This window comes from Aestuariivirga sp., assembly GCF_047602625.1.
GTDB lineage: Bacteria > Pseudomonadota > Alphaproteobacteria > Rhizobiales > Aestuariivirgaceae > Aestuariivirga.
The window spans coordinates 1,556,133-1,579,431 of sequence record NZ_JASGGV010000002.1 but is presented as its reverse complement, the minus strand read 5'-3'; the positions used below and the strand labels follow the sequence as shown (position 1 = coordinate 1,579,431).

The following is a 23,299-nucleotide window of genomic DNA, read 5'->3' as shown; positions in this document are numbered from 1 at the left end:
ATGGAGAGTCTTGCGCGTCTTTTCTTCGCACCGGGATTTACGGCCGCACCTTGTGGCCGACCTTGACGCCATCGATGGTGAGGTCGAGGCCGTCGGTGCGGGTTTCCTGGATGAGCCATTTGCCGCCATGGCGCTCCCAGAGATCGCGCGACAGGGCTTCGAGCGCGATGGTGTGGTTCTTGCCATCGCTCGCCATCTGCTGCTGGGTCATGTCATAGCGCTGCATGACGGTGGCGATATCGCCTGCGATGCTCACCGAGAGGACCGTGGTTTTCCCCGTGCTGCCGGCGGGTGCGCCGAGAATCTGCGGCAGGATGTCTTCCAGCAGCTTTCGCTTGTCCTCGAGATCGATGCTGGCGAAATCGCTGTCGAAGGTGGCGCGCAGCGCCTTTTCATCCCGGGCGACGACGGCGGCATGAAACGTATCATAAAGCGTCTGGAAATCGCTCCTGTCATCGGCCAGCGCAGAGCTGCCGCAGAGGAGCAAGGCGATGAGGGCCGCTGCCCTTGCGCGCTTCACTTTGCGTTCCTCAGGGCTTCAGCCTGGGCATAGAATTTCTTTTCCCATTCCTTGTGATTGTCCATCCCCTCCTGAATGAAGGGCGTGAAGATCGCCAGATTCATCAGGCACCAGTTCACGAAGCGGGCGGGGAAGCGCAGCGGCTTCACGAAATCGACGAACAGCACCACGCGCACCTTGTCCGAATGGTTCCACGCCTCATGTTCATAGGCATCGTCGAAGATCAGAACCTTGCCCTCGCTCCAGTGGCAGATCTGTTTGTCGACGCGGATGGCGATCTTGTCCGGCTCGTTCGGCACGATCAGCCCCAGATGCAGGCGCAGCACGCCGTTATAGGGCCCGCGGTGGGCGGGAAGATGCTTGCCCGGCTCGAAGATCGAAAACATCGCCGTCTTGATGCCGGGAATGGTCTTCACCGCCTCCCACGTTCCGGGGCAGAGCGCGATGTTGCGCTCGGAGGGAATGCCGAAGCCCATGAGGAAAAAGGTCTTCCAGTTGTTATCGGTGGAGAGCACCTTCACATCCGTCGATATGTCCTGGAAATTCGGCAGGTCGGCCTTGCGGGTCAGCACGCGCTCAAGCTCGGCGCGAATGACCGGAAACGCCTTCTCCACATCGGCGGCCCAGGGGAAGGTCTTGTTGTCATAGACCGGCGGATTGCCGTGAATGGCATATTTGAGGTTCAGCCGCTCGGCCCAGGCGACGATCTTCATGAAGATGCGGGTTACGGTGCCCGGCCGCTCCATGGCATGGTCGATGCCTTCGGTGGTGAAGGTCTGCTGCGGTTCGGGTTTGTTCATGCTCGGGCCTCGTGCCTCTGTTTCCCGCTCCTTATGGCATTTATGCGGATTTCGCAAAGTTGCGGCTTTGTAAGGTGGCCATGCGCCGGACGCGCCGGGAGGCTAGCTTTTTGCCGCGTTTTCCCCATATATGCGGCCCATGCAGCACGCACAGGCCACGCATTTCCGCAAGATGAACGGACTCGGCAATGATTTTGTCGTGTTCGATGCGCGGGCGCGCCCCATTGCCATGGATGAAGCAAAGGCCCGCGCCATCGCCGACCGTTCCACCGGCATCGGCTGCGACCAGCTGATCGTGCTGGAGCCGTCGAAGACCGCCGACGTGACCATGCGCATCTGGAACAATGAAGGCTTCGAGGTCGAAAGCTGCGGCAATGCCTCGCGCTGCATCGCCGACCTCCTGTTTGACGAAAAGCATGTGACGCGCGCCACCATCGACACCAAGGGCGGATTTCTCGTCGCCGAAAAGGGCGGCGAGAAGCTTGTCACCGTGGACATGGGCGCGCCCCGCTTCGGCTGGAAGGACATTCCGCTGTCCGAACCCTTCGCCGATACGCGGCACATTGAATTGCAGGTGGGTCCTATCGACGCGCCGCTCATCCATTCGCCCTCTGTGGTGAATGTCGGCAATCCGCATTGCATCTTCTGGGTGAAGTCGCTCGACGTGGTTGATCTCGCCAAGGTGGGGCCGATGCTCGAGCATCATCCGCTGTTTCCGGACCGCGCCAACATCACGCTGGCGCGGGTGGATGCGCCCGATCATGCGGTGATCCGCGTGTGGGAGCGCGGCGCGGGGCTGACCAAGGCCTGCGGCACGGCGGCCTGCGCGGTGCTGGCGGCGGGCCACCGCATCAAGATGCTGAAGCCCAAGGCGCGCATCACGCTGCCGGGCGGCGATCTCATCCTCGAGCAGCGGGCCAGCGACGGTCACATCCTGATGACCGGCCCCGTCACTTATGAATTCGAGGGCGAATTGCCCGCCCATCTGGCGGTCTAGCGCCGTGGCCCTGCCCGAGATCATCACCTTCGGCTGCCGCCTCAACACCTATGAGTCCGAGGTGATGCGCGGCCATGCCGAACAGGCGGGACTGCAAGACGCCATCATCTTCAACACCTGCGCCGTCACGGCGGAAGCGACGCGGCAGGCCCGGCAGGCGATCCGCCGGGCGCGCAAGGAAAACCCGTCCGCCCGCATCATCGTCACCGGCTGCGCGGCGCAGACCGAGCCTGAAACCTTCGCCGCCATGGCGGAAGTCGATCTGGTTCTCGGCAATGCCGAGAAGATGAAGGCGGAAAGCTGGACGCCCATCGATTTCGGCGTCAGCGGCACCGAGCGGGTGCGCGTCAATGACATCATGTCGGTGCGCGAGACGGCGTTGCACATGATCGATGGCCTGTCTGACCGCACGCGCGCCTTCGTCCAGGTGCAGAACGGCTGTGATCACCGCTGCACCTTCTGCATCATCCCCTTCGGGCGCGGCAATTCGCGCTCGGTTCCGGCGGGCGAAGTGGTGGAGCAGGTGCGCCGCCTCGTCGCCAATGGTTATTCCGAAATCGTGCTGTCGGGCGTCGACATCACCTCCTGGGGCGCCGATCTTCCGGGCACACCCAAGCTCGGCAATCTCGTGGGGCGCATCCTGAAGCTGGCGCCGGATCTGAAGCGGCTGCGCATTTCCTCAATCGATTCCATCGAGGCCGATCCGGAACTGTTCGAGATCATGGCTGAAGAAGCGCGGCTGATGCCGCACATCCATCTCTCCTTGCAGGCGGGCGACAACATGATTTTGAAGCGCATGAAGCGCCGCCATTCGCGCGAGCACTCGATTGCCTTCTGCAATGACCTTCGCGCAAGGCGGCCCGATATTGTGTTCGGAGCCGACATCATCGCAGGATTTCCCACCGAGACGGATGAGATGTTCGAAAACTCGCTCCGCATCGTGGAAGAGTGCGGCCTCACCTATCTGCATGTGTTTCCGTTCTCGCCGCGCAAAGGCACGCCCGCCGCCAAGATGCCGCAAGTCGAAAAGCAGGTGATCAGGGAACGCGCCCGCCTGTTGCGCGCCGCAGGGCAGGCGCGGCTCAATGCCTTTCTCAATGGCGAACTGGGGGCCACGCGGCAGGTGCTGGTCGAAACCGGACGTTCCGGCCGCACCGAGCATTTCGCACCGGTGAAATTCGTGCAGGAGATGACGCCGGGGGCCATCGTCAAGGCGCGTGTCACGGGTTTAAGTGACGCGCATCTCGAGGCGAGACTCGCAGCGTGAGCGGGTTCTTCAAGAAACTCTTCAACCGGGTCATCGGCAAGACGGAGCAGCCCGCCCCGCCGCCCGCCGAGGAGATAAAGGCGCTGCCGGAACCAGAGCCTGAGGCCATTGCGGCTGAGCCGGTTCCCGAGCCCGACCCTGTTGTCGAAGACGTACCCGCACCGGCGGAGCCAGAACCTGTTGCGGAAGAGCGCGGCCATTCCACCCCGGCTGCCGAACCGGAGATCGAAACGCCTGCGGAGGTGCTTCCCCCGCCCGTAACGCCGCCGCGCAAGCAGAAAGAGCCTCCCCCGCCAAAGCCCGCAGCAAAGAAGGCCAAGGCTGAACCGGAGGCTCCGGCGATAAAGCCGAAGGCCAAGGCCGCGCCGCCTCCACCACCTTCTCCGCCGCCAAAGAAAAAGGCCAAGGCCGAAGCGGCAGCGCCGCCGCCCAAAAAGAAAATCGTCAGGGAAGAGCCGCCGCCCCCGCCGCCGAAGAAGCCGAAGGTGAAGGCTCCGCCGCCTCCGCCTCCGCCGCCCGCGAAGAAGGCGAAAGAGAAGGAAAAGACGCCGCCTGTTGCCGCGCCGCCGGAGATTGCTGTCGAGGAGGCTCCGCCTCCATCGCCACCCAAGCTCGAAGTGCCGCCGGAGGAGCCCGTTGTCCTCCAAGCGCCGCCAGCGCCTGTTGTGGAAGAGATTGCTCCGCCGCCTGTCGAGCCCGATCTTCCCAAAGCCGGGCAATTGCGTGCCACGAAGCCGGCGGAGCCCGTGGCCGAGCCCGAGCCCGAGCCTGTGGCGCGGCGCGGCTGGCTGTCGCGCCTCAAGGATGGGCTCTCCAAATCCTCGCGCTCCATCACCGGTTCGATCAGTTCGATCTTCACAAAGCGCAAGCTCGACAGGGCGACGCTCGATGAACTGGAGGACGTGCTGATCCAGGCCGACCTTGGCCTTCCCGTCTCCGAGCGCATCGTCGCGGCCGTCTCGGCGGGGCGCTATGACAAGGAGATCGAGCCGGAAGAGGTGAAGCGCATCCTCGCCGAGGAAGTGGCGAAGGTTCTGAAGCCCGTCGAGGTGCCGTTCAACTTCGGATCGGAAAAGCCCTTCGTGATCCTCGTCGTCGGCGTCAATGGTGCTGGCAAGACGACGACCATCGGCAAGCTGGGGGCCATCGCGGCGGGCGAGGGCTACAAGGTGATGTTCGCGGCCTGCGATACCTTCCGCGCCGCGGCCATCGAACAGCTCACCGTCTGGGGCCAGCGCACCGGGGCCAAGGTCATGTCACGCCCCACGGGGGCTGATTCCTCGGGCCTCGCCTTTGACGCCATGAAGGAAGCGAAAGCCACCGGCACCGACATTCTCTTCATCGACACGGCGGGCCGCCTGCAGAACAAGGCCTATCTGATGGACGAGCTCGACAAGATCGTGCGCGTCGTCAAGAAGCAGGACGAGACGGCGCCCCATGCCGTGCTGCTGGTGCTCGACGCGACCACGGGCCAGAACGCCATGGCGCAGGCCGAGGTTTTCACCAAGGTGGCGGGCGTCACCGGCCTTATCATGACCAAGCTCGACGGCACGGCGCGGGGCGGCATTCTCGTCGCCATCGCGGAAAAGTTCAAACTCCCCGTCCATGCCATCGGCGTGGGCGAGTCCATCGACGACCTCCAGCCCTTCGAGGCGGAGGCCTTTGCCCGCGCCATCGCGGGACTTGAGGTTTCATGAACAAGACAACGAAACTGCTGGTCGAATTCGGGCCGCTGGTGGTGTTCTTCCTGGCCAACTGGCTGGGCGGGCCTTTCTGGGCGACGGGTGCGGTGATGGTGACCACGGCGGCGGCGCTCGTCGTCTCGTGGGCGCTGACCCGCAAGCTGGCGATCATGCCGCTCATCACATTTGTGTTCGTGCTGGTGTTCGGTGCGCTCACCTTCTGGTTTCATGATCAGGTGTTCCTGCAGGTGAAGGTGACACTCATTTACGTACTTTTCGGCACCGTGCTGTTGGTTGGCGTGTTTTTTGGCCGGAGTTACATGAAGATGCTGATGGACAGCGCCATGACCATGCCCGATTCCGCCTGGCGCACGCTGTCGATCCGCTGGGGGGTGTTCTTCCTCGGCATGGCGGTGCTTAACGAGGTGCTGCGGCGCGGCCTCTCATGGGATCACTGGGTGCTGTTCAAGGCGTTTGGATTGATCGGCCTTGTCATGCTCTTCGCGCTTGCGAATGCGCCCTTCATGGCCCGGCACATGGTTGAGACAGAGGCCAAGTAGAACCGTTAAAATTGTCGGTATGGCCAGTGCGGCAGCTTGAACACATGCTTCAAGAAAAGCCCTAAACCACTTGTCAAGTGTTGCAATCCGTGCGCTGATCTTCTTAAAGTTACGTCTCAACGGTATGGCTTAAGGGGTGGACGGAGTTTTTTTGTCTTTTTGCTTGCGGGCCCAAACTCAAGCCGCTAGGACAACGCGGCTTCGGAGCGGCCCTCAAGGATCGTGCTTCAAAAAGGTTTCCCGGACACAACAGGGCGGAACAACGCGCAAGACTGGCAGAGGCAACAGGCTGGTTTGCGTGGCAGGAGTAGGGGTTCATGACGGTAACGAAAGACGTGAAACAATTCACGCGGTCTCCATCGCATTTGCTGAAGCGCTCGGCACAATATGCAAGCCACATCTATATGGGCGAAGTCGGCAAGTCCGGCCTTACGCACCGCCAGTTCACCGTGCTCTTGGCCGTCGACGCCAATGACGGCAAGAGCCAGACCGATCTGGTGAAGATTACGGGCATCGACCGCTCGACCCTCGCCGACCTCGTGGCCCGCCTCCTCGCGCAGGGCTATCTGCAGCGCCGCCGCACCAAGGACGATGGCCGCACCAACGCCATCCGCATCACCGCCATCGGCAAGAAGATGCTGAAGACCGCGCAGCCGGGCGCCGATGAAGTGGACAAGCAGGTTCTCTCGCTCATCCCCTCCGCCGACCGCAAGACCTTCCTCGATACGCTTTCGGTGCTGGCCGCCGAGATGGACAAGATCGAGGAAAAGGAACCGGCCAAGCCCATCCGCAAGATCAAGACCCGCAAGCGGGCGTGATCGCTCTCCTTCTCCCCTTGCGGGAGAAGGTCCGGCGAAGCCGGGGATGAGGGGTCGCTCCGAATTCAAACGCCCACCCCCTCATCCGTCTCGCGCTGACGCGCGATCCACCTTCCCCCGCGAGGGGGGAAGGGCGTTATGAAAAAATCCGTTTACGGAAGATTTCGGCCAGCCTGCCCAGTTGCGGGCCGAAGGCTTCCGGATGGCCGTCATCGGGGAAGGCGTTTGAAACCTCCGCCGCCAGCGCCATGAGCGGCTTGGGCACCGGCCGCCCTGTTACCGCATAGGCGCGCATGGCGATGGGGGCCAGCGTCGCAAGGGTCATATCAAGCAGTTCCCCGGCGCGCTCCTGCTTGCTCCAGGCGGGAAAGACTGGCGAGGCCACGTCATCCTGCCCGAAGCCGCCCGATTCCGAACCGGGAAGCAGCGAGGGTTGCGCCAGCATGCGCGCCTCCTCACCATAGCCCACCATGGCCATGCCCATGCAGCCCAGATAGCTCAGGCCATCGGGCATGCCAAGGAAGGGCGGCAGCAGCGACACGGCGGGATCCTGCAACTTCACGCCCATGCGCTCGCCGATCAGGCACAGATTGGCATAGGCGGCGGTGAGTTGATCCATGGCCGAGACGGCCTGCGCATTGTGATAGCCGCCGGTCGAAATCATCTCGCCATCGGGCCGCCGGGCATCAGGGAACAGGAACACCGGATTGTCGCTGGCCGAGGCGAGCGACTGTTCCGCCACCTCTTTTGCCAAGGATGCGGCGCGGTGCGCCTCGCCCAGCATGCGGGGCGCAATGCGGAAGGTGACAGGCGCCTGATAGGGCCGTCTCTCACCGCCATGGCCGCCATCGATCAGTGTGCGGAGCTTTTCCAGCGCCCAGGCATCATGCGGATTGTTCCACAGCGCCTCCAGCTCCTTCGCGTAATGTCCCAACGGCGTGTTGAAGGCTTCCGCCGCAAGCGCAAACACCTCCGCCGCGATCTCCAGCCGGGTTTCGGCGGCCAGCGCCGCATCGGCCACCAGTGCTGCGCCTGCGGGTGAGCCATTGACGAGGGAAAGCATGTCCTTCTCGGCCATGTCGAGGCCCGAGGCCATTTGCGCGAAGAGATGCGAGAGCGAGAGGATTTCACCGGCACCGCCCTGTCCCCGCGCCGGGAGCGGCGGCAGCGGCTGGCCATCCAGCATGTGCGCCACGGCTTCGGCGACATGGGGCGAAACGGCGGAATGGCCCTCGACGAAATTGGCAAGCCTTGCAAAGACGATGGCGCGCGCCACGCGCTCCGGCACCGGATCGCCCCACGAGGCGGCACGATGCCATGTGGGGGCCTTTGCCTGTTCCTTCCGTTCTTCAGGCGAAAGCCTGCGTTTGGCCTGATGGCCATAGCCGGTGTTGACGCCGTAAATGGTGATCAAGGGATTTTCCACCAGCGCCATGAAGTCCGCTCGGCGCTTTGCCATCTCTTTCTGCGCGCCATCGCTGAAGCGCACCGCCTCGCGCCCCCAGGCCACGCGGCGGCAATGATCCAGCGTCATGTCCTTGAGGCTCGAAAGCACGACGGTCATCGGTCAGTCCTGTTTGAGAGGCGTTTTGGCCTTGTCGATTTCGGCGGCGAAGGGGCCTGCCAGCGCCTCAGCACTCAGGGGGCCGATCTGCTTGAAGCGGATGATGCCCTGCCCGTCGATCACATAGGTTTCGGGCACGCCATAGACGCCCCAGTCCACGGCGGCGCGGCCATTCACATCGGCCACGATGGCCGAAAAGGGATTGCCCAGCGTGCCGAGGAAGCGGCGCGCATTTTCGGCATCGTCCTTGTAGTTGATGCCGTAGAGATGAATGTCCTTGCGCCCGGCGAGTTCGAGCAGCAGCGGATGTTCCTCGCGGCAGGGCGCGCACCACGAGGCCCAGACATTCACCACGCTCACGCCGCCGCCCTTCAGATCAGCAGAAGTGAAGGCCGGAAAGCCCGAACCTTCAATGGCGGGCAGCGTTACCTCAGGCGCGGGTTTGCCGATCAGTGCTGAGGGAACCGTTTGCGGATCGCCGAACAGGCCTTTCCAGAACAGCAGCGCCAGCGCCGCGAACAGGATGACGGGCAGCGCGATCAGGACGGGATTGGGTTTTTGAACGGGCGTTTCCGTCATGGCGCATCCTTGCGGCGCTGATCCAGCCGCTGCGCTTCGGCACGCAGTGCCCTGTCGCGCCAGATGATCCAAGCAATCAGGCCAACCAGCAACGCGGCGCTGATCGCATAAGATGCCGCGACGAACCCGAAATGCGGGGCCTGCATATCCATCAGCGCTGGCCCGCCTCGGCGATGCGGAGCTGCCTGATCTTGCGCGCCGCGATCTCGGCGCGGATTGCGGTCAAGTGCAGGCAGAGGAAGAGAAATGTATAGGCGATCCCCATCACCAGCAGTGGCCACAGCATGGAGGGCGCGATGGTGGGGCCATCCATGCGGAAGACGCTGGCCGGCTGGTGCAGGGAGTTCCACCAGTTCACCGAAAAATGCACGATCGGAATATTGATCACGCCCACCAGCGCCACGACGCGGGCGATGGGGGCTGCCAGATGCGGCTCCTCGATCGCCTGCCACACGGCGATGTAACCCACATAAAGCAGGAACAGGATGAACATGGAGGTCAGCCTTGCATCCCACACCCACCAGGCGCCCCACATGGGCTTGCCCCACAGCGAGCCCGTGACGAGGGCAAGAAAGCAGAACACCGCCCCGATGGGGGCTGCGGTTTTTGCCGCCGCATCGGCAAGCGGATGGCGGAAGACGATGGCGACGGCGCTGGCCAGCGCCATCACGCAATAGACGAACAGCGCCATCCAGGCGGCGGGCACATGCACATACATGATGCGTACCGTTTCACCCTGCTGATAGTCAGCGGGCGCCGTCACCAGCGCGCCATAAAGCCCCACGGCAAAGAGCGCCAGCGTCAGCCCCCAGGCCCAGGGCAGCACGGCATTGGCGAGGCTCACAAAGCGTTGCGGATTGGCGAGATATTGCATGGCCGGGTTCTAGCGCGCTCCCTTCAGCGGAGATAGGCCTTCAGTGCCGCAGCGGCGGCGATGGGCGAGAGAACAAGGCTGGCCAGCGCCAGCGCGGCCAAAATCAACAAAGACGGTGTGGCAAGATCGGGGCCGGCGCCGGGCGTTGAGGCCGAGACGCCGAAGATCATCACCGGAATATAAAGCGGCAGCACCAGCAGAGAGACGAGCAATCCGCCGCGCCGCAAGCCCACCGTCACCGCGGCGCCAATCGCCGCCAGAAGCGACAGCGCCACCGAGCCCAGCCCCATCGCCAGGGCAAGAGGGGCGATCCCTTGCGGTTCGAGATTGACGAGAAAACCCAGAAGCGGTGCGGCGATGGCAAGCGGCAGGCCGGTCGAGATCCAGTGTGCCACCGCCTTGGCGAGCGCCACAAGTTCCAAGGGCACCGGCCCCATCGCCATGATGTCGAGCGAGCCGTCATCGAAATCCTGCTGGAAAATCCGGTCGGCAGAGAGCAGCACGGCCAGCAGCAGGGCGATCCACAGCAGGCCGGGGGCGAGGCGTTGCAGCAGGTTCTGGTCCGGCCCCAGTCCGATCGGCAGCAGCACGATCACGGTGAGGAAAAATCCCAACGCCGTTCCCGCCCCGCCGCCCTGCCGAAGCGCCAGCACAAGATCGCGGCGGATCAGGGCCCAGATGAGGCTCATGCCGTCATTCCAAGATCGAGCGTGTGCCGGGCTTTCAATCCCAGTTCCGTGTGGGTGGCGGCGATGATCATGCCGCCCTCCTGCAAATGCGCGCGCATCACGCCGCTCAAGCGCTGCTGCGAGGCGGCATCGAGACCCACCGTCGGTTCATCGAGAAGCCATAGCACGCGCTTCACGGCAACGAGACGCGCCAGCGCCAATCGGCGTTTCTGGCCGGAGGAGAGAAGCCCCGCGGGATAGCCTTCGAGGCGCGTGAGATCGAAGGCGCCGAGCGCCTTGTCCACATCGCCGCCGCCCAGAAACGCCGCCCAGAAATTCAGGTTCTCGCGCACCGTCAGCGCCGTTTTGATCGCTTCGGCATGGGCGATATAATGCGCATGTTGCCCCACGGTGAGATCGGCATTGCCGCCATCGAGCGAAAGCCGGCCGGAGAGCGGCTGGTTGAGGCCGGAGATCAGGCGCAGCAGCGATGACTTGCCCGACCCGTTGGGGCCGGTGAGCGCCAGCATCTCGCCGGGCGCAATCGTGAAACCCACATTCCGGAAAACAACCCGTCCGCCCCGTTCGCAGGCAAGCTGTTCTCCGCGCAAGTTCATGAGAGAAAAGCGTGCCTACATCATATACTGCCCGCCATTGGCGGACAGGGTGGAGCCGGTGATGAAGCTCGCCTGATCGGAAGCGAGGAAGACAACGGCGCGGGCGATCTCATCCGGCTCGCCGAGGCGGCCCACCGGGATCAGCGGCAGGATGCGCTTCTCGATCACCTCGGGGGCGATCTTCTTCACCATCTCGGTGGCGATATAGCCGGGGCAGATGGCGTTGACGGTGATGCCCTTGGCCGCGCCCTCCTGGGCCAGCGCCTTCACGAAGCCGATGTCGCCCGCCTTGGCGGCGGAGTAATTGGCCTGTCCCATCTGGCCTTTCTGGCCGTTGATCGAGGAGATGCAGATGACGCGTCCGAAATTGCGGTCGCGCATGCCGCCCCACACCGGCTGCGTCATGTTGAAAAGCGAGGTGAGGTTGGTGTTGATCACCTCGTTCCACTGGTCCGGCGTCATCTTGTGGAACATCGCATCGCGGGTGATGCCGGCATTGTTGACCAGCACTTCTACTGGTCCCAGATCGGCTTCCACCTGTTTCAGCCCCCCGGCGCAGGCCTCGTAATTCGAGACATCCCATTTATAGACGGATATGCCGGTTTCGGCCTTGAAGGCCGATGCCGCCTCATCATTGCCCGCATAGGTGGCGGCCACCTTGTAGCCCTCTTGCTTCAGCGCCCTTGAAATCGCAGCGCCTATGCCGCGCGACCCGCCTGTGACCACCGCTACGCGTCCCATTGCCTTGTCCTTTCCCCGGTTTTAGGAATTGTTTTCCCGACCATAACAGATCGTTCGCGGGGCGGAAGCCGGAAAAGCTTTTGCGCTGCAGCCAAGGAGAACAATGGCCAATCACCGCCTGTCCCGCATGTCCGGACGCGACCTTCATGAATCGCACCGTGTCTCGACGCCGCTCGAACTTCTTTTCGATCTCACCTTCGCGCTGGCCTTCGGGCTGGCGGGCACGCAGGTGGCGCATGTGCTGGCGGAGGGGCATTTCCTCACCGCCCTTGCGGGCTATGCCTTCGCGGCCTTCGCCATCTGCTGGGCGTGGGTGAATTTCTCTTGGTTCGCCTCCGCCTATGACACCGATGACTGGATTTACCGCATCCTCACCATGATCCAGATGGTGGGCGTGCTGGTGCTGGCGATGGGCCTCAAGCCGGTGTTCGACAGCATCGACCATGGCACGGTGCTCGACAACCGAATCCTCGTCATGGGCTATGTCATCATGCGCCTTGCGCTGGTGGCGCAATGGCTCAGGGCTGCAAAGCAGGATCCCAAGCGCCGGCGCGTGGCAATGACCTATGTGGTGACGCTGCTGATTGCCCAGGTGCTGTGGGTGGTGATCGCGCTGATCGACCTTCCCATAATTCCGACGTTCCTGCTGATGCTGGTGCCCTATGTGATCGAGCTCTCAGGGCCTTTCCTTGCCGAACAGAAAGATGGCGGAACGCCGTGGCATCCCCATCACATCGCCGAACGCTATGGGCTTCTCACCATCATCGCGCTGGGCGAATGCGTGATCGGCACGCTGGCCTCCGTCTCGGCCTTTGTCGACAGCGAAGGATGGAACGCCGACGCCATCCTGCTCTGCGTGGCGGGGCTGGGCCTCACTTTCGGCATGTGGTGGATCTATTTCGTGGTGCCGGCCGGCGAACTGCTGCACCGCCACCGCGAGCGTTCCTTCTTCTGGGGCTATTTCCACATGGTGATCTTCGCCGCCATCGCCGCCACCGGGGCGGGGCTGCATGTGGCGGGCCTCTATATCGAGCACGAGGCGCATATCACGGCGGTTGAAACGGTGTTGACCGTGGCGGTGCCGGTGGCGCTTTACGTGGTGTCGCTGTTCATTCTCTACATGCGCCTTACCGCCAGCAACGATCTCTTCCATTTCTATCTTTCGCTGGGCACCATCACCGTGCTGGCGCTGTCGGTCTTGCTCGCCTATCTCGGCGTTCCCATGACCTATTGCCTCATCGCGCTGATGTGCGCGCCCGCCGTGACGGTGCTGGGCTATGAGCTCAGGGGCTACCGCGACGTGGCGCGGGTGACGGGAGAATCCGTACACTGACGAAAAAGGGGCGGCATCACTGCCGCCCCTTTCATGCCCAATTGCGAAGCGTTTACCGCTCCACGCACATGGCAACGCCCATGCCGCCGCCGATGCACAGCGTGGCGAGGCCCTTCTTCGCGTTGCGGCGGCCCATTTCGAACAGCAGCGTGTTGAGCACGCGGGCGCCGCTCGCGCCGATCGGGTGGCCGATGGCGATGGCGCCGCCGTTCACGTTCACGATGTCCGGGTTCCAGCCCATGTCCTTGTTGACCGCACAGGCCTGCGCCGCGAAGGCCTCATTGGCCTCCACGAGATCGAGATCCTCAACCTTCCATCCCGCCTTCTTGAGGGCGGCGCGCGAGGCGGGGATCGGGCCCGTGCCCATGATGGCCGGATCGACGCCGACCGACGCCCATGAGGCAATGCGGGCCATCGGCGTCAGCCCGCGCTTTTCCGCTTCCCTGGCCGACATCAGCAGCACCGCCGCCGCGCCGTCATTGATGCCGCTCGCATTGGCGGCGGTCACCGAGCCGTCCTTGGCGAAGGCGGGCCTGAGCTTGGCAATCGAGTCGAGCGTCACACCCTTCTTGATGTATTCATCGGCATCCACCGTCACGTCGCCCTTGCGGCCGGCAATGGTGACGGGGGTGATCTCGTCCTTGAACTTGCCCGCCGCCTGCGCAGCCTCGGCCTTGTTCTGCGATTTCACCGCGAATTCATCCTGCTGGTCGCGGGTGATCTGCCACTGCCTGGCGACGTTCTCGGCGGTGGTTCCCATGTGATAGCCGTTGAAGGCATCCCACAGACCGTCCTTGATCATCGAGTCGACCATGGCCCAGTCGCCCATCTTCACGCCGTCGCGGAGATGCGCCACATGCGGGGCCTTGCTCATCGATTCCATGCCGCCGGCCGCCACGATCTTTGCGTCTCCGCTGGCGATCTGCTGCATGCCCAACGCCACGGCGCGAAGGCCGGAGCCGCAGAGCTGGTTCATGCCCCAGGCCGGGCTTTCCTTTGGCACCCCGGCATTGATCGCTGCCTGGCGCGCCGGGTTCTGGCCCTGGCCCGCCGCCAGCACCTGGCCCAAAATCACCTCATCCACTTCGCCCGCATCCACCTTGGCGCGCTCCAGCGCGGCCTTGAGCGCCACGGTGCCGAGTGCCGAGGCAGCAAGGCTCGACAGTGCGCCATTGAAGGAGCCCACCGGCGTCCGCGCCGCCGAAACGATCACAATCCCATTGTCCGAACCAGCCATGGCTGTCTCCTGTTCTGATTGCCTTGATGTTCTGATGGCGCCCTCATAGCACCTTTTGTGCGCCGCCACATAGTTACCGGCGGCAAATTTTTGCGCTTGCAATTGTGCAATGCGCAGCGCAGTTTTCGCAGTGCAAATGGCCCCGTTGGGCGTGTTGTGGAGGGCGATCCGTTGAGCGACGAAAAACCGGCCCAGAACGCCGTGGTGATCAAGAAATACGCCAACCGGCGTCTCTACAACACCGCCACCAGCACCTATGTCACGCTCGACGACCTGTCCTCGATGGTGAAATCGGGAACCGATTTCGTGGTGTTCGACGCCAAGACCTCGGAAGACATCACCCGCTCGGTGTTGACCCAGATCATTTTTGAGGAAGAGAACAAGGGCACCAATCTGCTGCCCATCAATTTCCTCCGCCAGCTGATCCGCTTCTACGGCGATTCCATGCAGGCCTTCGTGCCGGGTTTCCTTGAGTTCTCGCTGGAAAATCTCGGCAAAGAGCAGGAAAAATTCCGCTCGCAGCTGATGGAAGCCTGGGGGGCCGATCCCTTCAAGGCCATGCAGGACCAGGCGGCGCGCAACATGTCGATGTTCAGCGATGCCATGCGGGTGTTCAATCCCTTCGCCTCCACCATGGGCGGCGGGGGATTTCCGGGCACGGCTTCAAAGCCTGCCGCTGCTCCGGCGAAAGACGATCTGCAGGCGCTGAAGGATCAGCTTTCCGCCATGCAGCAGAAGATCGATACGCTCGCCAGCAAATAGCCTCAGCCGGTTTTCCTGTCGGTCACCAGGTCGGCAAGACTCGGTTCAGGCGGGGCTGAGCGGCGGAAGGCATTGTCCAGCGCCGTGATGGCGGCCCTGAGCTTGCCGATTTCGCCGGAAATGGCGTTCTCGAAAACGTCGGCGGGGGCAGGCTCTGCGGCAAGCTCCGGCACCTGCTTTTCTTCAACCGGCGCGGCAGCGGGCTTTTCCGGGTGCCGGTCCATTGCCGGTTCATCCCATGGCGCATCGAGCAGCGCTTCGCCGAAGAAGTTGCCCTGCATAAAATCGACGCCCCAGCCTTTCAGCAGGTCGGCGTCCTCCTCCGTCTCAACCCATTCCGCCACCGTCTCGAGGCCGAAGGTCTTCGCCATATCGATCAGTGAACGGACGAAATACTGGTTGTCGGGGTTGTTGACGAGATCGCGGCAGAACTCGCCGTCGAGCTTGAGGATATTGACCGGCAGTTGCCGGAGATGGCGGAACGATGTGTAGCCCGCGCCGAAATCGTCGATGGCGACGGAACAGCCCAGTTCCCGCAACTCCTCCACGAAACGCCGGGTTTCGGACAGGTCGCTCAGCGCCACGGTTTCGGTGATCTCGATGATCAGCCTCGGGGTCACGTCGCGATTGGCTGAGAGCAGGCGGGTGATTTCGGGATACCAGCGCGGATCGGTGGCCGTGGTGCCAGAAAGATTGAGCGACAGGCGGGCCGCGGGATGCTGTTGCAGGGTGGCGATCGACATCTGCACCACGGCGCGATCAATCAGGCGCACGAGGCCCAGCTTCTCGGCAATGGGAATCAGATGCGCGGCGGCGATCACCTCGCCCGCCGTGTCGGTCATGCGCAGCAATGCCTCGTGAAACACCGGGCGGCCCGACGGCGAGACCACGGGCTGAAAGGCGAGGCGGAAACGGTTGTCCTTCAGGCAGTGCACGATCTCGGTGGCGCTATGGGCATTGAGTTTCCGCTCGCTGCTGCGTTCATAAGAGGGGCGGTAAATGACATAGCCGTCCGAGGGCAGGCGGCGCGCTTCGGTCAGCGCCTCCTCGGCGCGGGCAATGGCGCTGTTCACATCCTCGGCATGTTTCGGCAGCACCAGGCCGCCGATCGACAGCAGCACCCAGACGGGGCCATGGCTGGTGTCGATCACGCCCTCGCGCGCCACGTTCATAAAGCGTTCGGCGGCGATGGCGATGTCTTCGTCGCTGCACTGGTTGAGGATCAGCCCAAACTTGGCGCCGGAGTAGCGCGCAATCGCGTCGCCGGTGCGCACCACGTCGCGCAGCTTGCGGGCGATGGCGACGACGACCTCGTCCGCGACGTCAAAGCCATAGGCCTCATTGACGATGCCGAGATTGTTGATGGCGGCGATCAGGAAGGCGCAGGAGCCTTCCTCATGCTGGGCCACATCCATGGCCTCGCCCAAGGCTTCGGCCATGCGTCCGCGATTCATCATGCCGGTCAGCGGGTCGCAGTTGCCGAGAAACAGCAGATGCTGGTCATGGCGGTGGCGCTCGTCGATGCGGCGCACGGTGCCGCGCACTTCCGCCGGGCGGCCTTCCACGCCGGCAAACCAGGTGCCGTGGTCCTCGACCCAGATGCCCGGCGTGCCGCGCCCGTCGGGCGTCAGTTTGTATTCGATGCGGAACATCACGCCCACGCCATCGTCGATGGCCTGCGAGCGCATCACGGTGTCGTAGCGGCTGGTGAAATTGTCATTGTCGAGCAGCGCCGCATAGGCCTTGCCCGAGGCGATTTTCGCCGGCTCGCAGCCCAGGACGTCCGCCGCATTGGCCGACCAGGTGATCTCGTCGGTGGCGATGAGCCAGCGATAGGCGGCAGCGCCCGCCGCGGACAGCACTTCCTCAAGCGGCGCCGGCATCGCCTGCTGCTGCTCTTCAACAGCCGCCGAAACGGAAAGGCTGTCCGGCGTCATGCTGAAAGGGTCCTGATCTTCAAACTGGCTCACAAAGCCTCCGGTCGGCAAACGTCAAAATACGCGTCCGGAAAAGACGCGGCGGATCATTCTTTTCTACCCGCCGCGCCTTAAGAAATATAGGAACGACAATGATTAACGGCCGCTTCAAAATCCCAGTGCAATGCCATCTTTCCGGCCATCCGATCCGCCGGTCAGCATGCCCGAGGCTGAATCAATCATCACGGCCTGGCCGCCGCCCAGCGGGCGTTCGGCGGTCACAATGTGATGGCCCAGCGCGGCAAGGCCCGCGCGCACCGGCTGTGGCATTCCCTGTTCCACCGTCACCTTGCCGTCCATGGGCAGGTAACGTGGCCAATCGATCGCCTCCTGCGGGTCCATGCCATAGACGAGATGGTTCACCATCACCGTCATGTGGCCCATGGGCTGGTAGTCGCCGCCCATCACGCCGAAGCTCGCCGTCACCCTCCCGTTCTTGCGCGCCATGCCGGGGATGATGGTGTGGAGCGGGCGCTTGCCCGGCCCGATGCAATTGGGGTGGCGGGGATCGGTGACGAAACATGCGCCGCGGTTCTGCAGCGCGAAGCCCGCCTTTGGCAGCACGATGCAGGAGCCGAAACTCTCATAAACCGAATTGATGAAGGAGATGGCGAGGCGGTTCCTGTCGACCACCGAGAGGTAGATGGTATCGGTCTGTTCCATGCGCGGGCTGATCCGGCTGGCGTGATTCATATTCACCTGCGCCGCCAGACGCTCCGTGGTCTTGTGCGACAGCAGCTCCGCCACCGGCACTTCGGCGAAGGCGGGATCGGCGATGTGGCGGTTGCGGATGGCCCAGGCCTGCTTCATCGCTTCGATCTCGATGTGGTGGCGCTCGGGGCTTTCCGCATCATGGCGGCCGATCTCCAGCGCCGCACAGATGTTGAGCGCCACAAGGGCGGTGAGGCCCTGGCCATTGGGCGGAATTTCGAGAATTTCCGAGCCTGCGAAGGCTGTGGCGATGGGCTCCACCCAATCGCTGCGGGTGGCGGCGAAGTCTTCCTTGGTGAGAAGCGAGCCGCGCTTGGCGAGATGCGCCACGGCTTCTTCCGCAATGGCGCCTTCGTAGAAGGCATCACGGCCCTCGCGGGCGATGAGGCGCAGGGTCCTGGCCAGCGCCGGATAGGCCATGATCTCGCCCACGCGGGGAGCCCTGCCGTCTTTGAGAAAATGCAGGCGTCCGCCTTCATCGGCGGCGAGCAGCGCCTCCGCGTCCGGCCAGTCATAGGCGACGCGCGGCGTAATGGGCACGCCGGTTTCGGCCAGCGCAATGGCAGGCGCCAGGCAATCGCCGAGGCTCATCGTACCATGGCGGTTCAGGAGCGCGTCCCAGGCGTCGATGGTGCCCGGCACGGTCACGGAGTGAATGCCGCGTTCGGCGATTTCTGTGAGGCCCGCGTGCTTCAGCCAATCGGCATCGGCGCGGGAGGAGGCGCGGCCCGAGCCGTTCAGCCCTTCAACCCTTCCATCGGGCAGGCCCGCCAGCACGAAACAGTCGCCGCCGATTCCCGTCATGGCCGGTTCCACCACGCAGAGCACGGCGGAGGCGGTGACCGCCGCATCGGCAGCATTGCCACCCGCCCGCAGCACGTCCAGCGCGGCGAGCGTGGCCAGAGGACAGGAGGTGGCGGCCATGGCGGATTGTGCATAGGCGGCCGAGCGGCCGGGGAGCTGGAAGTTTCTCATGCCGTCATTCTCCCCGTGCCAATTTCTCTCAAACCTGTCGCAACCAGCATGGCCCGGCAGGGGTCAATCAGGCAAGAAGCGCCTCACGCCGATGGACAGCGGCAGGCGGTTTTGCTAGTTCCTGCCGGGAATAAATTTTTCATATGGGGAAGGATATCCTGAGATGACCGTCAAGAGCGACATCGAGATTGCACGCGAAGCGAAGATGAAACCGATCATGGAGATCGGCAAAGGCCTTGGCATTCCCGAGAAGGACCTGATCCCCTATGGCCACACCAAGGCCAAGGTGGCGCTCTCCTATATCGACACGCTGAAGGCCAAGAAGAACGGCAAGCTCATCCTCGTTACCGCCATCAACCCGACGCCGGCCGGCGAAGGCAAGACCACCACCACGGTGGGCCTGGGCGACGGCCTCAACAAGATCGGCAAGAAGGCCATCGTGGCGCTGCGCGAACCCTCGCTCGGCCCCTGCTTCGGCATGAAGGGGGGTGCTGCCGGCGGCGGCTATGCGCAAATCGTGCCGATGGAAGACATCAACCTCCACTTCACCGGCGATTTCCACGCCATCACTGCCGCGCACAACCTGCTCTCGGCGATGATCGACAACCACATCTACTGGGGCAATGAGCTGAACATCGACACGCGGCGCGTGGCATGGCGCCGGGTGATGGACATGAACGACCGGGCGCTGCGCGAAATCGTCTGCTCGCTGGGCGGCGTCGCCAATGGCTATCCGCGCGAGGCGGGCTTTGACATCACGGTGGCCTCCGAGATCATGGCCATCCTCTGCCTCTCGACGTCGATCGAGGATCTGGAGCGCCGCATCAACCAGATCGTCATCGGCTACAAGAAGGACAAGACGCCGGTGCTGGCGAAAGACATCAAGGCGGCGGGCGCCATGGTGGTGCTGCTCAAGGATGCGCTGCAGCCCAACCTCGTGCAGACGCTCGAAAACAATCCGGCCTTCGTGCATGGCGGCCCCTTCGCCAACATCGCCCATGGCTGCAACTCCGTGATGGCCACGCAGACGGCGCTGAAGCTCGCCGACTATGTGGTGACGGAAGCGGGCTTCGGCGCCGACCTGGGCGCTGAAAAATTCTTCGACATCAAGTGCCGCAAGGCGGGGCTCACGCCTTCCGCCGCGGTGATCGTGGCGACCATCCGGGCGCTCAAGATGCATGGCGGTGTGGCCAAGGACGATCTCAAGAAGGAAAACATCGAGGCCCTCAAGAAGGGCTGCGCCAATCTTGGCCGCCATCTCGAGAACATGAAGAAGTTCGGCGTGCCAATCGCCGTCGCCGTCAACCACTTCATCACCGACACCGATGCGGAAGTGCAGGTCATCAAGGATTTCTGCAAGGAGCACGGTGTTGAGGCCTTCAAGTGCACGCACTGGGCCGAAGGCTCGAAGGGCACCGAGGCGCTGGCCGCCCATGTCGTGACGCTGGCCGAGAAGGGCGCGCAGTTCAAGCCGATCTATGGCGAAGAGATGCCGCTGTTCGAGAAGGTCCGCACCATCGCCCGCGAAATCTACCGCGCCGACGATGTGGTGGCCGACAAGAGCGTGCGCGACCAGCTCAAGGCTTGGGAGGCCATGGGCTATGGCAAGTTCCCGATCTGCGTGGCCAAGACGCAATATTCCTTCACCACCGATCCCAACATGAAGGGCGCGCCCACCAACCACGTGGTGCCGATCCGCGAGGTGAGGCTTTCGGCGGGCGCCGAATTCATCGTGGTGGTCTGCGGCGACATCATGACGATGCCCGGCCTTCCCAAGGTGCCGTCGGCGGAAGTCATCGGCCTCGACGCCAAGGGCCAGATCGCCGGGCTGTTCTGATTTTACTTTTCGAGCCCACGCGGTATGCTTCCGGTCGAGGAGCGATCGCGTGGGCAATTTTTATGTGCACTTCACGGCCGAAACCACGGACCGTGATATGGTCGAGCAATTGCTTGCAGGCCGCAACAGCTGTTATTTTCAGTCTGGCCGCTATATCGTGATTGCCGATGAGCTGGCCGATTCCCAGCTTGATTTTGCCGTCATCGCCTTAGCGCAGTATCTGTCCGCTCATCTCAATACGCCAGTGCTGGCCGTTCGCAATCATGACGACGATATTCTGGACTATTGGCTCTATGGCCACGGCTCGTTGCTTGACCGCTATGATTCCACGCCCAATTATTTTGAGAAAACAGCCGATTCAGATTTGCCACTTGGCGGCAACGCCTCTGTTCTCTGCCTCACTTATGGCTGCGAAAAGAGCGGCGCAGTCGAGCATGTCCTGCGCGCGGATTCGGACCACTATCTGCTGGCGTTCAAGCGGCACAGGGATTTGGCCAAACTTCTCGAACTGCCGGAGGGGTCCGTGGGGTTCTGCTACCGTTATGCCCAGGAGAGGAGCCTTCCCAAGACGATCAAGCAAGAGGATGTCGTCTTCATCAAGAAATAAATTTTGCCCAAGCCGGAAAGTTGCTTGAGCAAACCCATTGAGGAGAATTGATTATGGCCGATACCGTGTTCCGCTTTCCCGCCCCGGGGCCCGATCCCGTCACCGCCGATCTCGACGGCTGGAAGAAGGTCGAGGGCAATCCCACCATGAAGACCTGGGTGCAGCACACCTCAGCCGATGGCGGCGTGATCTCAGGCACCTGGGAGGCCACGCCCGGCACATGGCATGCGACCTATGATGCCTATGAATTCGTGCATCTGATGGAAGGCGAGATCGTCATCACGCAGGATGGCGGCAAGCCCGTCACCGTGAAGCCGGGTGACGGTTTCGTCGTTGAAAAGGGCTTCGCGGGCACATGGAAGATCGTCAAGCCGGTGCGCAAGCATTTCTGCATCAAGCTGTAGGGTTTTCCCGGTCAATGGGCTTGCGCAACAGCGCGTGGCCCTTGCTGGCCGCCCATGACAATCTTGCCATGCAGCGCTTCTCGAACAGATGCCAGGTGAAATAGCCAATCGCCGTGGCGATGGCGAGCGCCGTGAGGAGCGATGGCCAGAAGCCGGGAATAAGCAGGATGCAGAACTGCTGCACCGGCCAGCCATAAATATACATGCCATAGGAAGCATCGCCTCCCTTCGCGAAGAAGGCGAAGATGGCCAGCGATCCAAGCGGGATGACGATCAGGGCCAGCGTCAGGCCGTTCAGCGCGCTGTCGACGGGCATGAGATATTTGACCGCGGCACAGGCCAGAAGGCCTAAAGCCAGAAGTGCCGGGGCATGAGGCGCAAGCCTTTGCCAGAACAGGGCCAGCAGCGCACCGCTGAAGAAGAAGCAGGCCAGCCGGCTGTGCTGATAGAGATCGAAGGCGCGGTAATGAAAATTTGAGCCCATTGCATAAGGCAGGCTGGCCAGCGCCAGCAAGGCGATCATCGCGGCGGCCAGCCAGTGCCGCTGCCTGAAAATCCAGAACAGGCAAAACAGCAGGATATACATGTGGATTTCGGCGGGCAGACTCCACAGCGGCCGGTTCACGTCGGGATAGCGTGACTGCTGGAACACGCCGGGGATCACATAGTCCACGTCGCGGATGAACATGAGGAGATTGCGCGCCACATATTTCAGATGGTCCTTCCAGTGCCCGTAATTGGCGAAGAACACCATGGTCACCAGCGACGTGCTGAGGAGCGCGGCCAGCAGGTTGGGATAAACCCGCAAGATGCGGGCGAGAAAGAAGCGGATGGGATCGCGCGTGCGCTGGAGCGACAGGCAGATCAGAAAACCGCTGAGCGTGAAGAACACTTCCACCGCCAGCTTGCCGAAATCCTCGCCATAGACGGGAACCGGCGGTTCGGCGAAGCCCGAGATCGCGAAGTGATGGCTGACGATCACCGCCGCGGCGGCGCAGAAGCGCAGCAGGTCATAGCTGTTCGCCCGCCGCTTCTGATCGGTTGCGGAAGTCCCGTCACTCATGGCGTTGCGGATTTACGGAGAATCGCGGGTGTCAGCACGGGTGCGATGATGAAACAACGCCCGCTCTGCATCAACATTCAAGTGCCGGGTCAGGCTGGTGTCTGAAGAGCGGTAGCGACCCGCGTGAAGGTTTGCATGAGCTGGCGGCGCAATGCTGAATCTTTGGTGGTTTTTGCCAGCGCCATGTCCATGCAGGCGAGCCATGACTGCGATTCGATAGGGCTGATCTTTAAGTGTTCGTGCATCTTGCGCACGTTGGAATGACGGAATTGTTCGGCATAAAGCTGCGGACCGCCCAGAAAGCCCGACAGGAACAGGAACTGGGCATGGCGCGCGTGGGCAATACCGTTCCCTTCATTGTGCAGAAGCACCAGCGGCGCGCCTTCAGGGGCCGTCTCGACGAGATCATAAAAGGTCTCGACAAGCCGCCGCACGCCCTCAGCGCCGCCCAGGCGGTCATAGGGTGTCTGGAATTGCGCCTCGCCCATGAAAATTCTCCCGACAGCCACATTAGGCCCGGCGCTGCACGAATTTCAGGCTGAACTGCCGCATGCGACACCGTGCCGGAGAACCGGCAGCGGCAATCGTGCAATCCCGCGCCAGGCATTGACCAAGTCTTATGCAGAAATGGCATGAAACGGGGGTAAAGTCGGCCGGAATTCCAGATTTTGACCATTGAAACGGCAGTGCAGCATCCGATTTCATCA

Annotated in this window: 24 protein-coding genes; 10 read left to right on the top strand and 14 right to left on the bottom strand. The window is 62.8% G+C overall.

Features of this window, described 5'->3' with window-relative positions; translation table 11 throughout:
* Positions 1-37: 37 nt before the first annotated feature.
* Entirely contained in the window at positions 38-520 is a 483-nt protein-coding gene (locus tag QM694_RS12745) for a nuclear transport factor 2 family protein (RefSeq protein ID WP_415007308.1), read from the bottom strand.
* Positions 517-1,320: an aspartyl/asparaginyl beta-hydroxylase domain-containing protein gene (locus QM694_RS12740; protein WP_415007307.1), complete on the bottom strand. Its 804-nt coding sequence runs from the start codon at positions 1,318-1,320 to the stop codon at positions 517-519. Before QM694_RS12740 ends, QM694_RS12745 begins: the two co-directional genes overlap by 4 nt.
* A gap of 139 nt (positions 1,321-1,459) precedes the next feature.
* Here QM694_RS12740 and dapF point away from each other — a divergent pair, with 139 nt between their 5' ends.
* The 5 genes from dapF (at position 1,460) to QM694_RS12715 (ending at position 6,644) form a co-directional block, all read left to right on the top strand.
* The gene (gene dapF, locus QM694_RS12735) at positions 1,460-2,317 is read left to right on the top strand and encodes a diaminopimelate epimerase (RefSeq protein ID WP_415007306.1); all 858 of its coding nucleotides are present in this window, start codon (positions 1,460-1,462) and stop codon (positions 2,315-2,317) included.
* A gap of 4 nt (positions 2,318-2,321) precedes the next feature.
* Positions 2,322-3,584 carry a tRNA (N(6)-L-threonylcarbamoyladenosine(37)-C(2))-methylthiotransferase MtaB gene (mtaB, locus tag QM694_RS12730; RefSeq protein WP_415007305.1) on the top strand — a complete coding sequence of 421 codons (1,263 nt, stop codon included), beginning with the start codon at positions 2,322-2,324 and terminating at the stop codon, positions 3,582-3,584.
* Positions 3,581-5,281 carry a signal recognition particle-docking protein FtsY gene (gene ftsY / locus QM694_RS12725; protein WP_415007304.1) on the top strand — a complete coding sequence of 567 codons (1,701 nt, stop codon included), beginning with the start codon at positions 3,581-3,583 and terminating at the stop codon, positions 5,279-5,281. The genes mtaB and ftsY overlap by 4 nt, the downstream gene beginning before the upstream one ends.
* A complete protein-coding gene (ispZ, locus tag QM694_RS12720; protein WP_415007303.1) occupies positions 5,278-5,826 on the top strand; it encodes a septation protein IspZ in 549 nt (182 codons plus the stop codon). The genes ftsY and ispZ overlap by 4 nt, the downstream gene beginning before the upstream one ends.
* A gap of 317 nt (positions 5,827-6,143) precedes the next feature.
* A complete protein-coding gene (locus tag QM694_RS12715; RefSeq protein WP_415007302.1) occupies positions 6,144-6,644 on the top strand; it encodes a MarR family winged helix-turn-helix transcriptional regulator in 501 nt (166 codons plus the stop codon).
* 136 nt (positions 6,645-6,780) lie between these two features.
* On the opposite strand, the gene QM694_RS12710 is transcribed toward QM694_RS12715, so the two are convergent.
* The 7 genes from QM694_RS12710 to phbB are packed head-to-tail and all read right to left on the bottom strand — an operon-like array spanning position 6,781 to position 11,687.
* Entirely contained in the window at positions 6,781-8,208 is a 1,428-nt protein-coding gene (locus QM694_RS12710; RefSeq protein ID WP_415007301.1) for an aromatic amino acid lyase, read from the bottom strand.
* Between the two features lie 3 nt (positions 8,209-8,211).
* Positions 8,212-8,787, bottom strand: coding sequence for a DsbE family thiol:disulfide interchange protein (locus tag QM694_RS12705; protein ID WP_415007300.1), 576 nt, complete (start codon positions 8,785-8,787; stop codon positions 8,212-8,214).
* The gene (gene ccmD, locus QM694_RS12700; RefSeq protein ID WP_415007299.1) at positions 8,784-8,939 is read right to left on the bottom strand and encodes a heme exporter protein CcmD; all 156 of its coding nucleotides are present in this window, start codon (positions 8,937-8,939) and stop codon (positions 8,784-8,786) included. The genes QM694_RS12705 and ccmD overlap by 4 nt, the downstream gene beginning before the upstream one ends.
* Entirely contained in the window at positions 8,939-9,661 is a 723-nt protein-coding gene (locus QM694_RS12695; protein WP_415007298.1) for a heme ABC transporter permease, read from the bottom strand. Before QM694_RS12695 ends, ccmD begins: the two co-directional genes overlap by 1 nt.
* 23 nt (positions 9,662-9,684) lie before the next feature.
* Complete coding sequence (gene ccmB / locus QM694_RS12690; protein ID WP_415007297.1) at positions 9,685-10,350, bottom strand: heme exporter protein CcmB; 666 nt, start codon at positions 10,348-10,350, stop codon at positions 9,685-9,687.
* Positions 10,347-10,946, bottom strand: coding sequence for a heme ABC exporter ATP-binding protein CcmA (ccmA, locus tag QM694_RS12685; RefSeq protein WP_415007296.1), 600 nt, complete (start codon positions 10,944-10,946; stop codon positions 10,347-10,349). Before ccmA ends, ccmB begins: the two co-directional genes overlap by 4 nt.
* Before the next feature lie 15 nt (positions 10,947-10,961).
* Positions 10,962-11,687 (bottom strand): acetoacetyl-CoA reductase, encoded by a 726-nt coding sequence (phbB, locus tag QM694_RS12680; RefSeq protein WP_415007295.1) that lies wholly within the window; start codon positions 11,685-11,687, stop codon positions 10,962-10,964.
* Between the two features lie 103 nt (positions 11,688-11,790).
* On the opposite strand from phbB, the gene QM694_RS12675 reads away from it, so the two are divergent.
* Positions 11,791-13,020 (top strand): low temperature requirement protein A, encoded by a 1,230-nt coding sequence (locus QM694_RS12675; protein WP_415007294.1) that lies wholly within the window; start codon positions 11,791-11,793, stop codon positions 13,018-13,020.
* 52 nt (positions 13,021-13,072) lie between these two features.
* On the opposite strand, the gene QM694_RS12670 is transcribed toward QM694_RS12675, so the two are convergent.
* Positions 13,073-14,257, bottom strand: coding sequence for an acetyl-CoA C-acetyltransferase (locus QM694_RS12670; RefSeq protein ID WP_415007293.1), 1,185 nt, complete (start codon positions 14,255-14,257; stop codon positions 13,073-13,075).
* A 171-nt stretch (positions 14,258-14,428) separates the two neighbouring features.
* Between QM694_RS12670 and phaR the strand changes: the two genes are divergently transcribed.
* Positions 14,429-15,019: a polyhydroxyalkanoate synthesis repressor PhaR gene (gene phaR / locus QM694_RS12665; protein ID WP_415007292.1), complete on the top strand. Its 591-nt coding sequence runs from the start codon at positions 14,429-14,431 to the stop codon at positions 15,017-15,019.
* Between the two features lie 2 nt (positions 15,020-15,021).
* Here phaR and QM694_RS12660 read toward each other — a convergent pair whose 3' ends face one another.
* Both QM694_RS12660 and QM694_RS12655 read right to left on the bottom strand, forming a co-directional pair.
* On the bottom strand, positions 15,022-16,989 hold the full coding sequence (locus QM694_RS12660) for a putative bifunctional diguanylate cyclase/phosphodiesterase (RefSeq protein WP_415007291.1): 1,968 nt from the start codon (positions 16,987-16,989) through the stop codon (positions 15,022-15,024).
* A gap of 114 nt (positions 16,990-17,103) precedes the next feature.
* Positions 17,104-18,681 (bottom strand): gamma-glutamyltransferase family protein, encoded by a 1,578-nt coding sequence (locus QM694_RS12655; protein ID WP_415007290.1) that lies wholly within the window; start codon positions 18,679-18,681, stop codon positions 17,104-17,106.
* A 163-nt stretch (positions 18,682-18,844) separates the two neighbouring features.
* Between QM694_RS12655 and QM694_RS12650 the strand changes: the two genes are divergently transcribed.
* The 3 genes from QM694_RS12650 to QM694_RS12640 are packed head-to-tail and all read left to right on the top strand — an operon-like array spanning position 18,845 to position 21,529.
* Entirely contained in the window at positions 18,845-20,518 is a 1,674-nt protein-coding gene (locus QM694_RS12650; protein WP_415007289.1) for a formate--tetrahydrofolate ligase, read from the top strand.
* 49 nt (positions 20,519-20,567) lie between these two features.
* On the top strand, positions 20,568-21,125 hold the full coding sequence (locus QM694_RS12645; RefSeq protein ID WP_415007288.1) for a hypothetical protein: 558 nt from the start codon (positions 20,568-20,570) through the stop codon (positions 21,123-21,125).
* 53 nt (positions 21,126-21,178) lie between these two features.
* Positions 21,179-21,529, top strand: coding sequence for a cupin domain-containing protein (locus QM694_RS12640; RefSeq protein WP_415007287.1), 351 nt, complete (start codon positions 21,179-21,181; stop codon positions 21,527-21,529).
* On the opposite strand, the gene QM694_RS12635 is transcribed toward QM694_RS12640, so the two are convergent.
* Positions 21,519-22,592: an acyltransferase family protein gene (locus tag QM694_RS12635; protein WP_415007286.1), complete on the bottom strand. Its 1,074-nt coding sequence runs from the start codon at positions 22,590-22,592 to the stop codon at positions 21,519-21,521. The genes QM694_RS12640 and QM694_RS12635 overlap by 11 nt on opposite strands.
* 89 nt (positions 22,593-22,681) lie before the next feature.
* Positions 22,682-23,080: a group II truncated hemoglobin gene (locus tag QM694_RS12630; protein ID WP_415007285.1), complete on the bottom strand. Its 399-nt coding sequence runs from the start codon at positions 23,078-23,080 to the stop codon at positions 22,682-22,684.
* Positions 23,081-23,299 lie beyond the last annotated feature (219 nt).

Excerpts from the sequence above, each read along its gene's own strand:
- QM694_RS12705 (WP_415007300.1), bottom strand. The coding sequence starts at position 8,787 with ATGACGGAAACGCCCGTTCAAAAACCCAATCCCGTCCTGATCGCGCTG.
- QM694_RS12640 (WP_415007287.1), top strand. The coding sequence starts at position 21,179 with ATGGCCGATACCGTGTTCCGCTTTCCCGCCCCGGGGCCCGATCCCGTC.
- QM694_RS12710 (WP_415007301.1), bottom strand. The coding sequence starts at position 8,208 with ATGACCGTCGTGCTTTCGAGCCTCAAGGACATGACGCTGGATCATTGC.
- ccmD (WP_415007299.1), bottom strand. The coding sequence starts at position 8,939 with ATGGATATGCAGGCCCCGCATTTCGGGTTCGTCGCGGCATCTTATGCG.
- QM694_RS12715 (WP_415007302.1), top strand. The coding sequence starts at position 6,144 with ATGACGGTAACGAAAGACGTGAAACAATTCACGCGGTCTCCATCGCAT.
- QM694_RS12630 (WP_415007285.1), bottom strand. The coding sequence starts at position 23,080 with ATGGGCGAGGCGCAATTCCAGACACCCTATGACCGCCTGGGCGGCGCT.
- dapF (WP_415007306.1), top strand. The coding sequence starts at position 1,460 with ATGCAGCACGCACAGGCCACGCATTTCCGCAAGATGAACGGACTCGGC.
- QM694_RS12740 (WP_415007307.1), bottom strand. The coding sequence starts at position 1,320 with ATGAACAAACCCGAACCGCAGCAGACCTTCACCACCGAAGGCATCGAC.
- QM694_RS12675 (WP_415007294.1), top strand. The coding sequence starts at position 11,791 with ATGGCCAATCACCGCCTGTCCCGCATGTCCGGACGCGACCTTCATGAA.
- QM694_RS12635 (WP_415007286.1), bottom strand. The coding sequence starts at position 22,592 with ATGAGTGACGGGACTTCCGCAACCGATCAGAAGCGGCGGGCGAACAGC.
- ccmB (WP_415007297.1), bottom strand. The coding sequence starts at position 10,350 with ATGAGCCTCATCTGGGCCCTGATCCGCCGCGATCTTGTGCTGGCGCTT.
- ccmA (WP_415007296.1), bottom strand. The coding sequence starts at position 10,946 with ATGAACTTGCGCGGAGAACAGCTTGCCTGCGAACGGGGCGGACGGGTT.
- QM694_RS12655 (WP_415007290.1), bottom strand. The coding sequence starts at position 18,681 with ATGAGAAACTTCCAGCTCCCCGGCCGCTCGGCCGCCTATGCACAATCC.
- QM694_RS12670 (WP_415007293.1), bottom strand. The coding sequence starts at position 14,257 with ATGGCTGGTTCGGACAATGGGATTGTGATCGTTTCGGCGGCGCGGACG.
- ispZ (WP_415007303.1), top strand. The coding sequence starts at position 5,278 with ATGAACAAGACAACGAAACTGCTGGTCGAATTCGGGCCGCTGGTGGTG.
- QM694_RS12650 (WP_415007289.1), top strand. The coding sequence starts at position 18,845 with ATGACCGTCAAGAGCGACATCGAGATTGCACGCGAAGCGAAGATGAAA.
- phbB (WP_415007295.1), bottom strand. The coding sequence starts at position 11,687 with ATGGGACGCGTAGCGGTGGTCACAGGCGGGTCGCGCGGCATAGGCGCT.
- QM694_RS12695 (WP_415007298.1), bottom strand. The coding sequence starts at position 9,661 with ATGCAATATCTCGCCAATCCGCAACGCTTTGTGAGCCTCGCCAATGCC.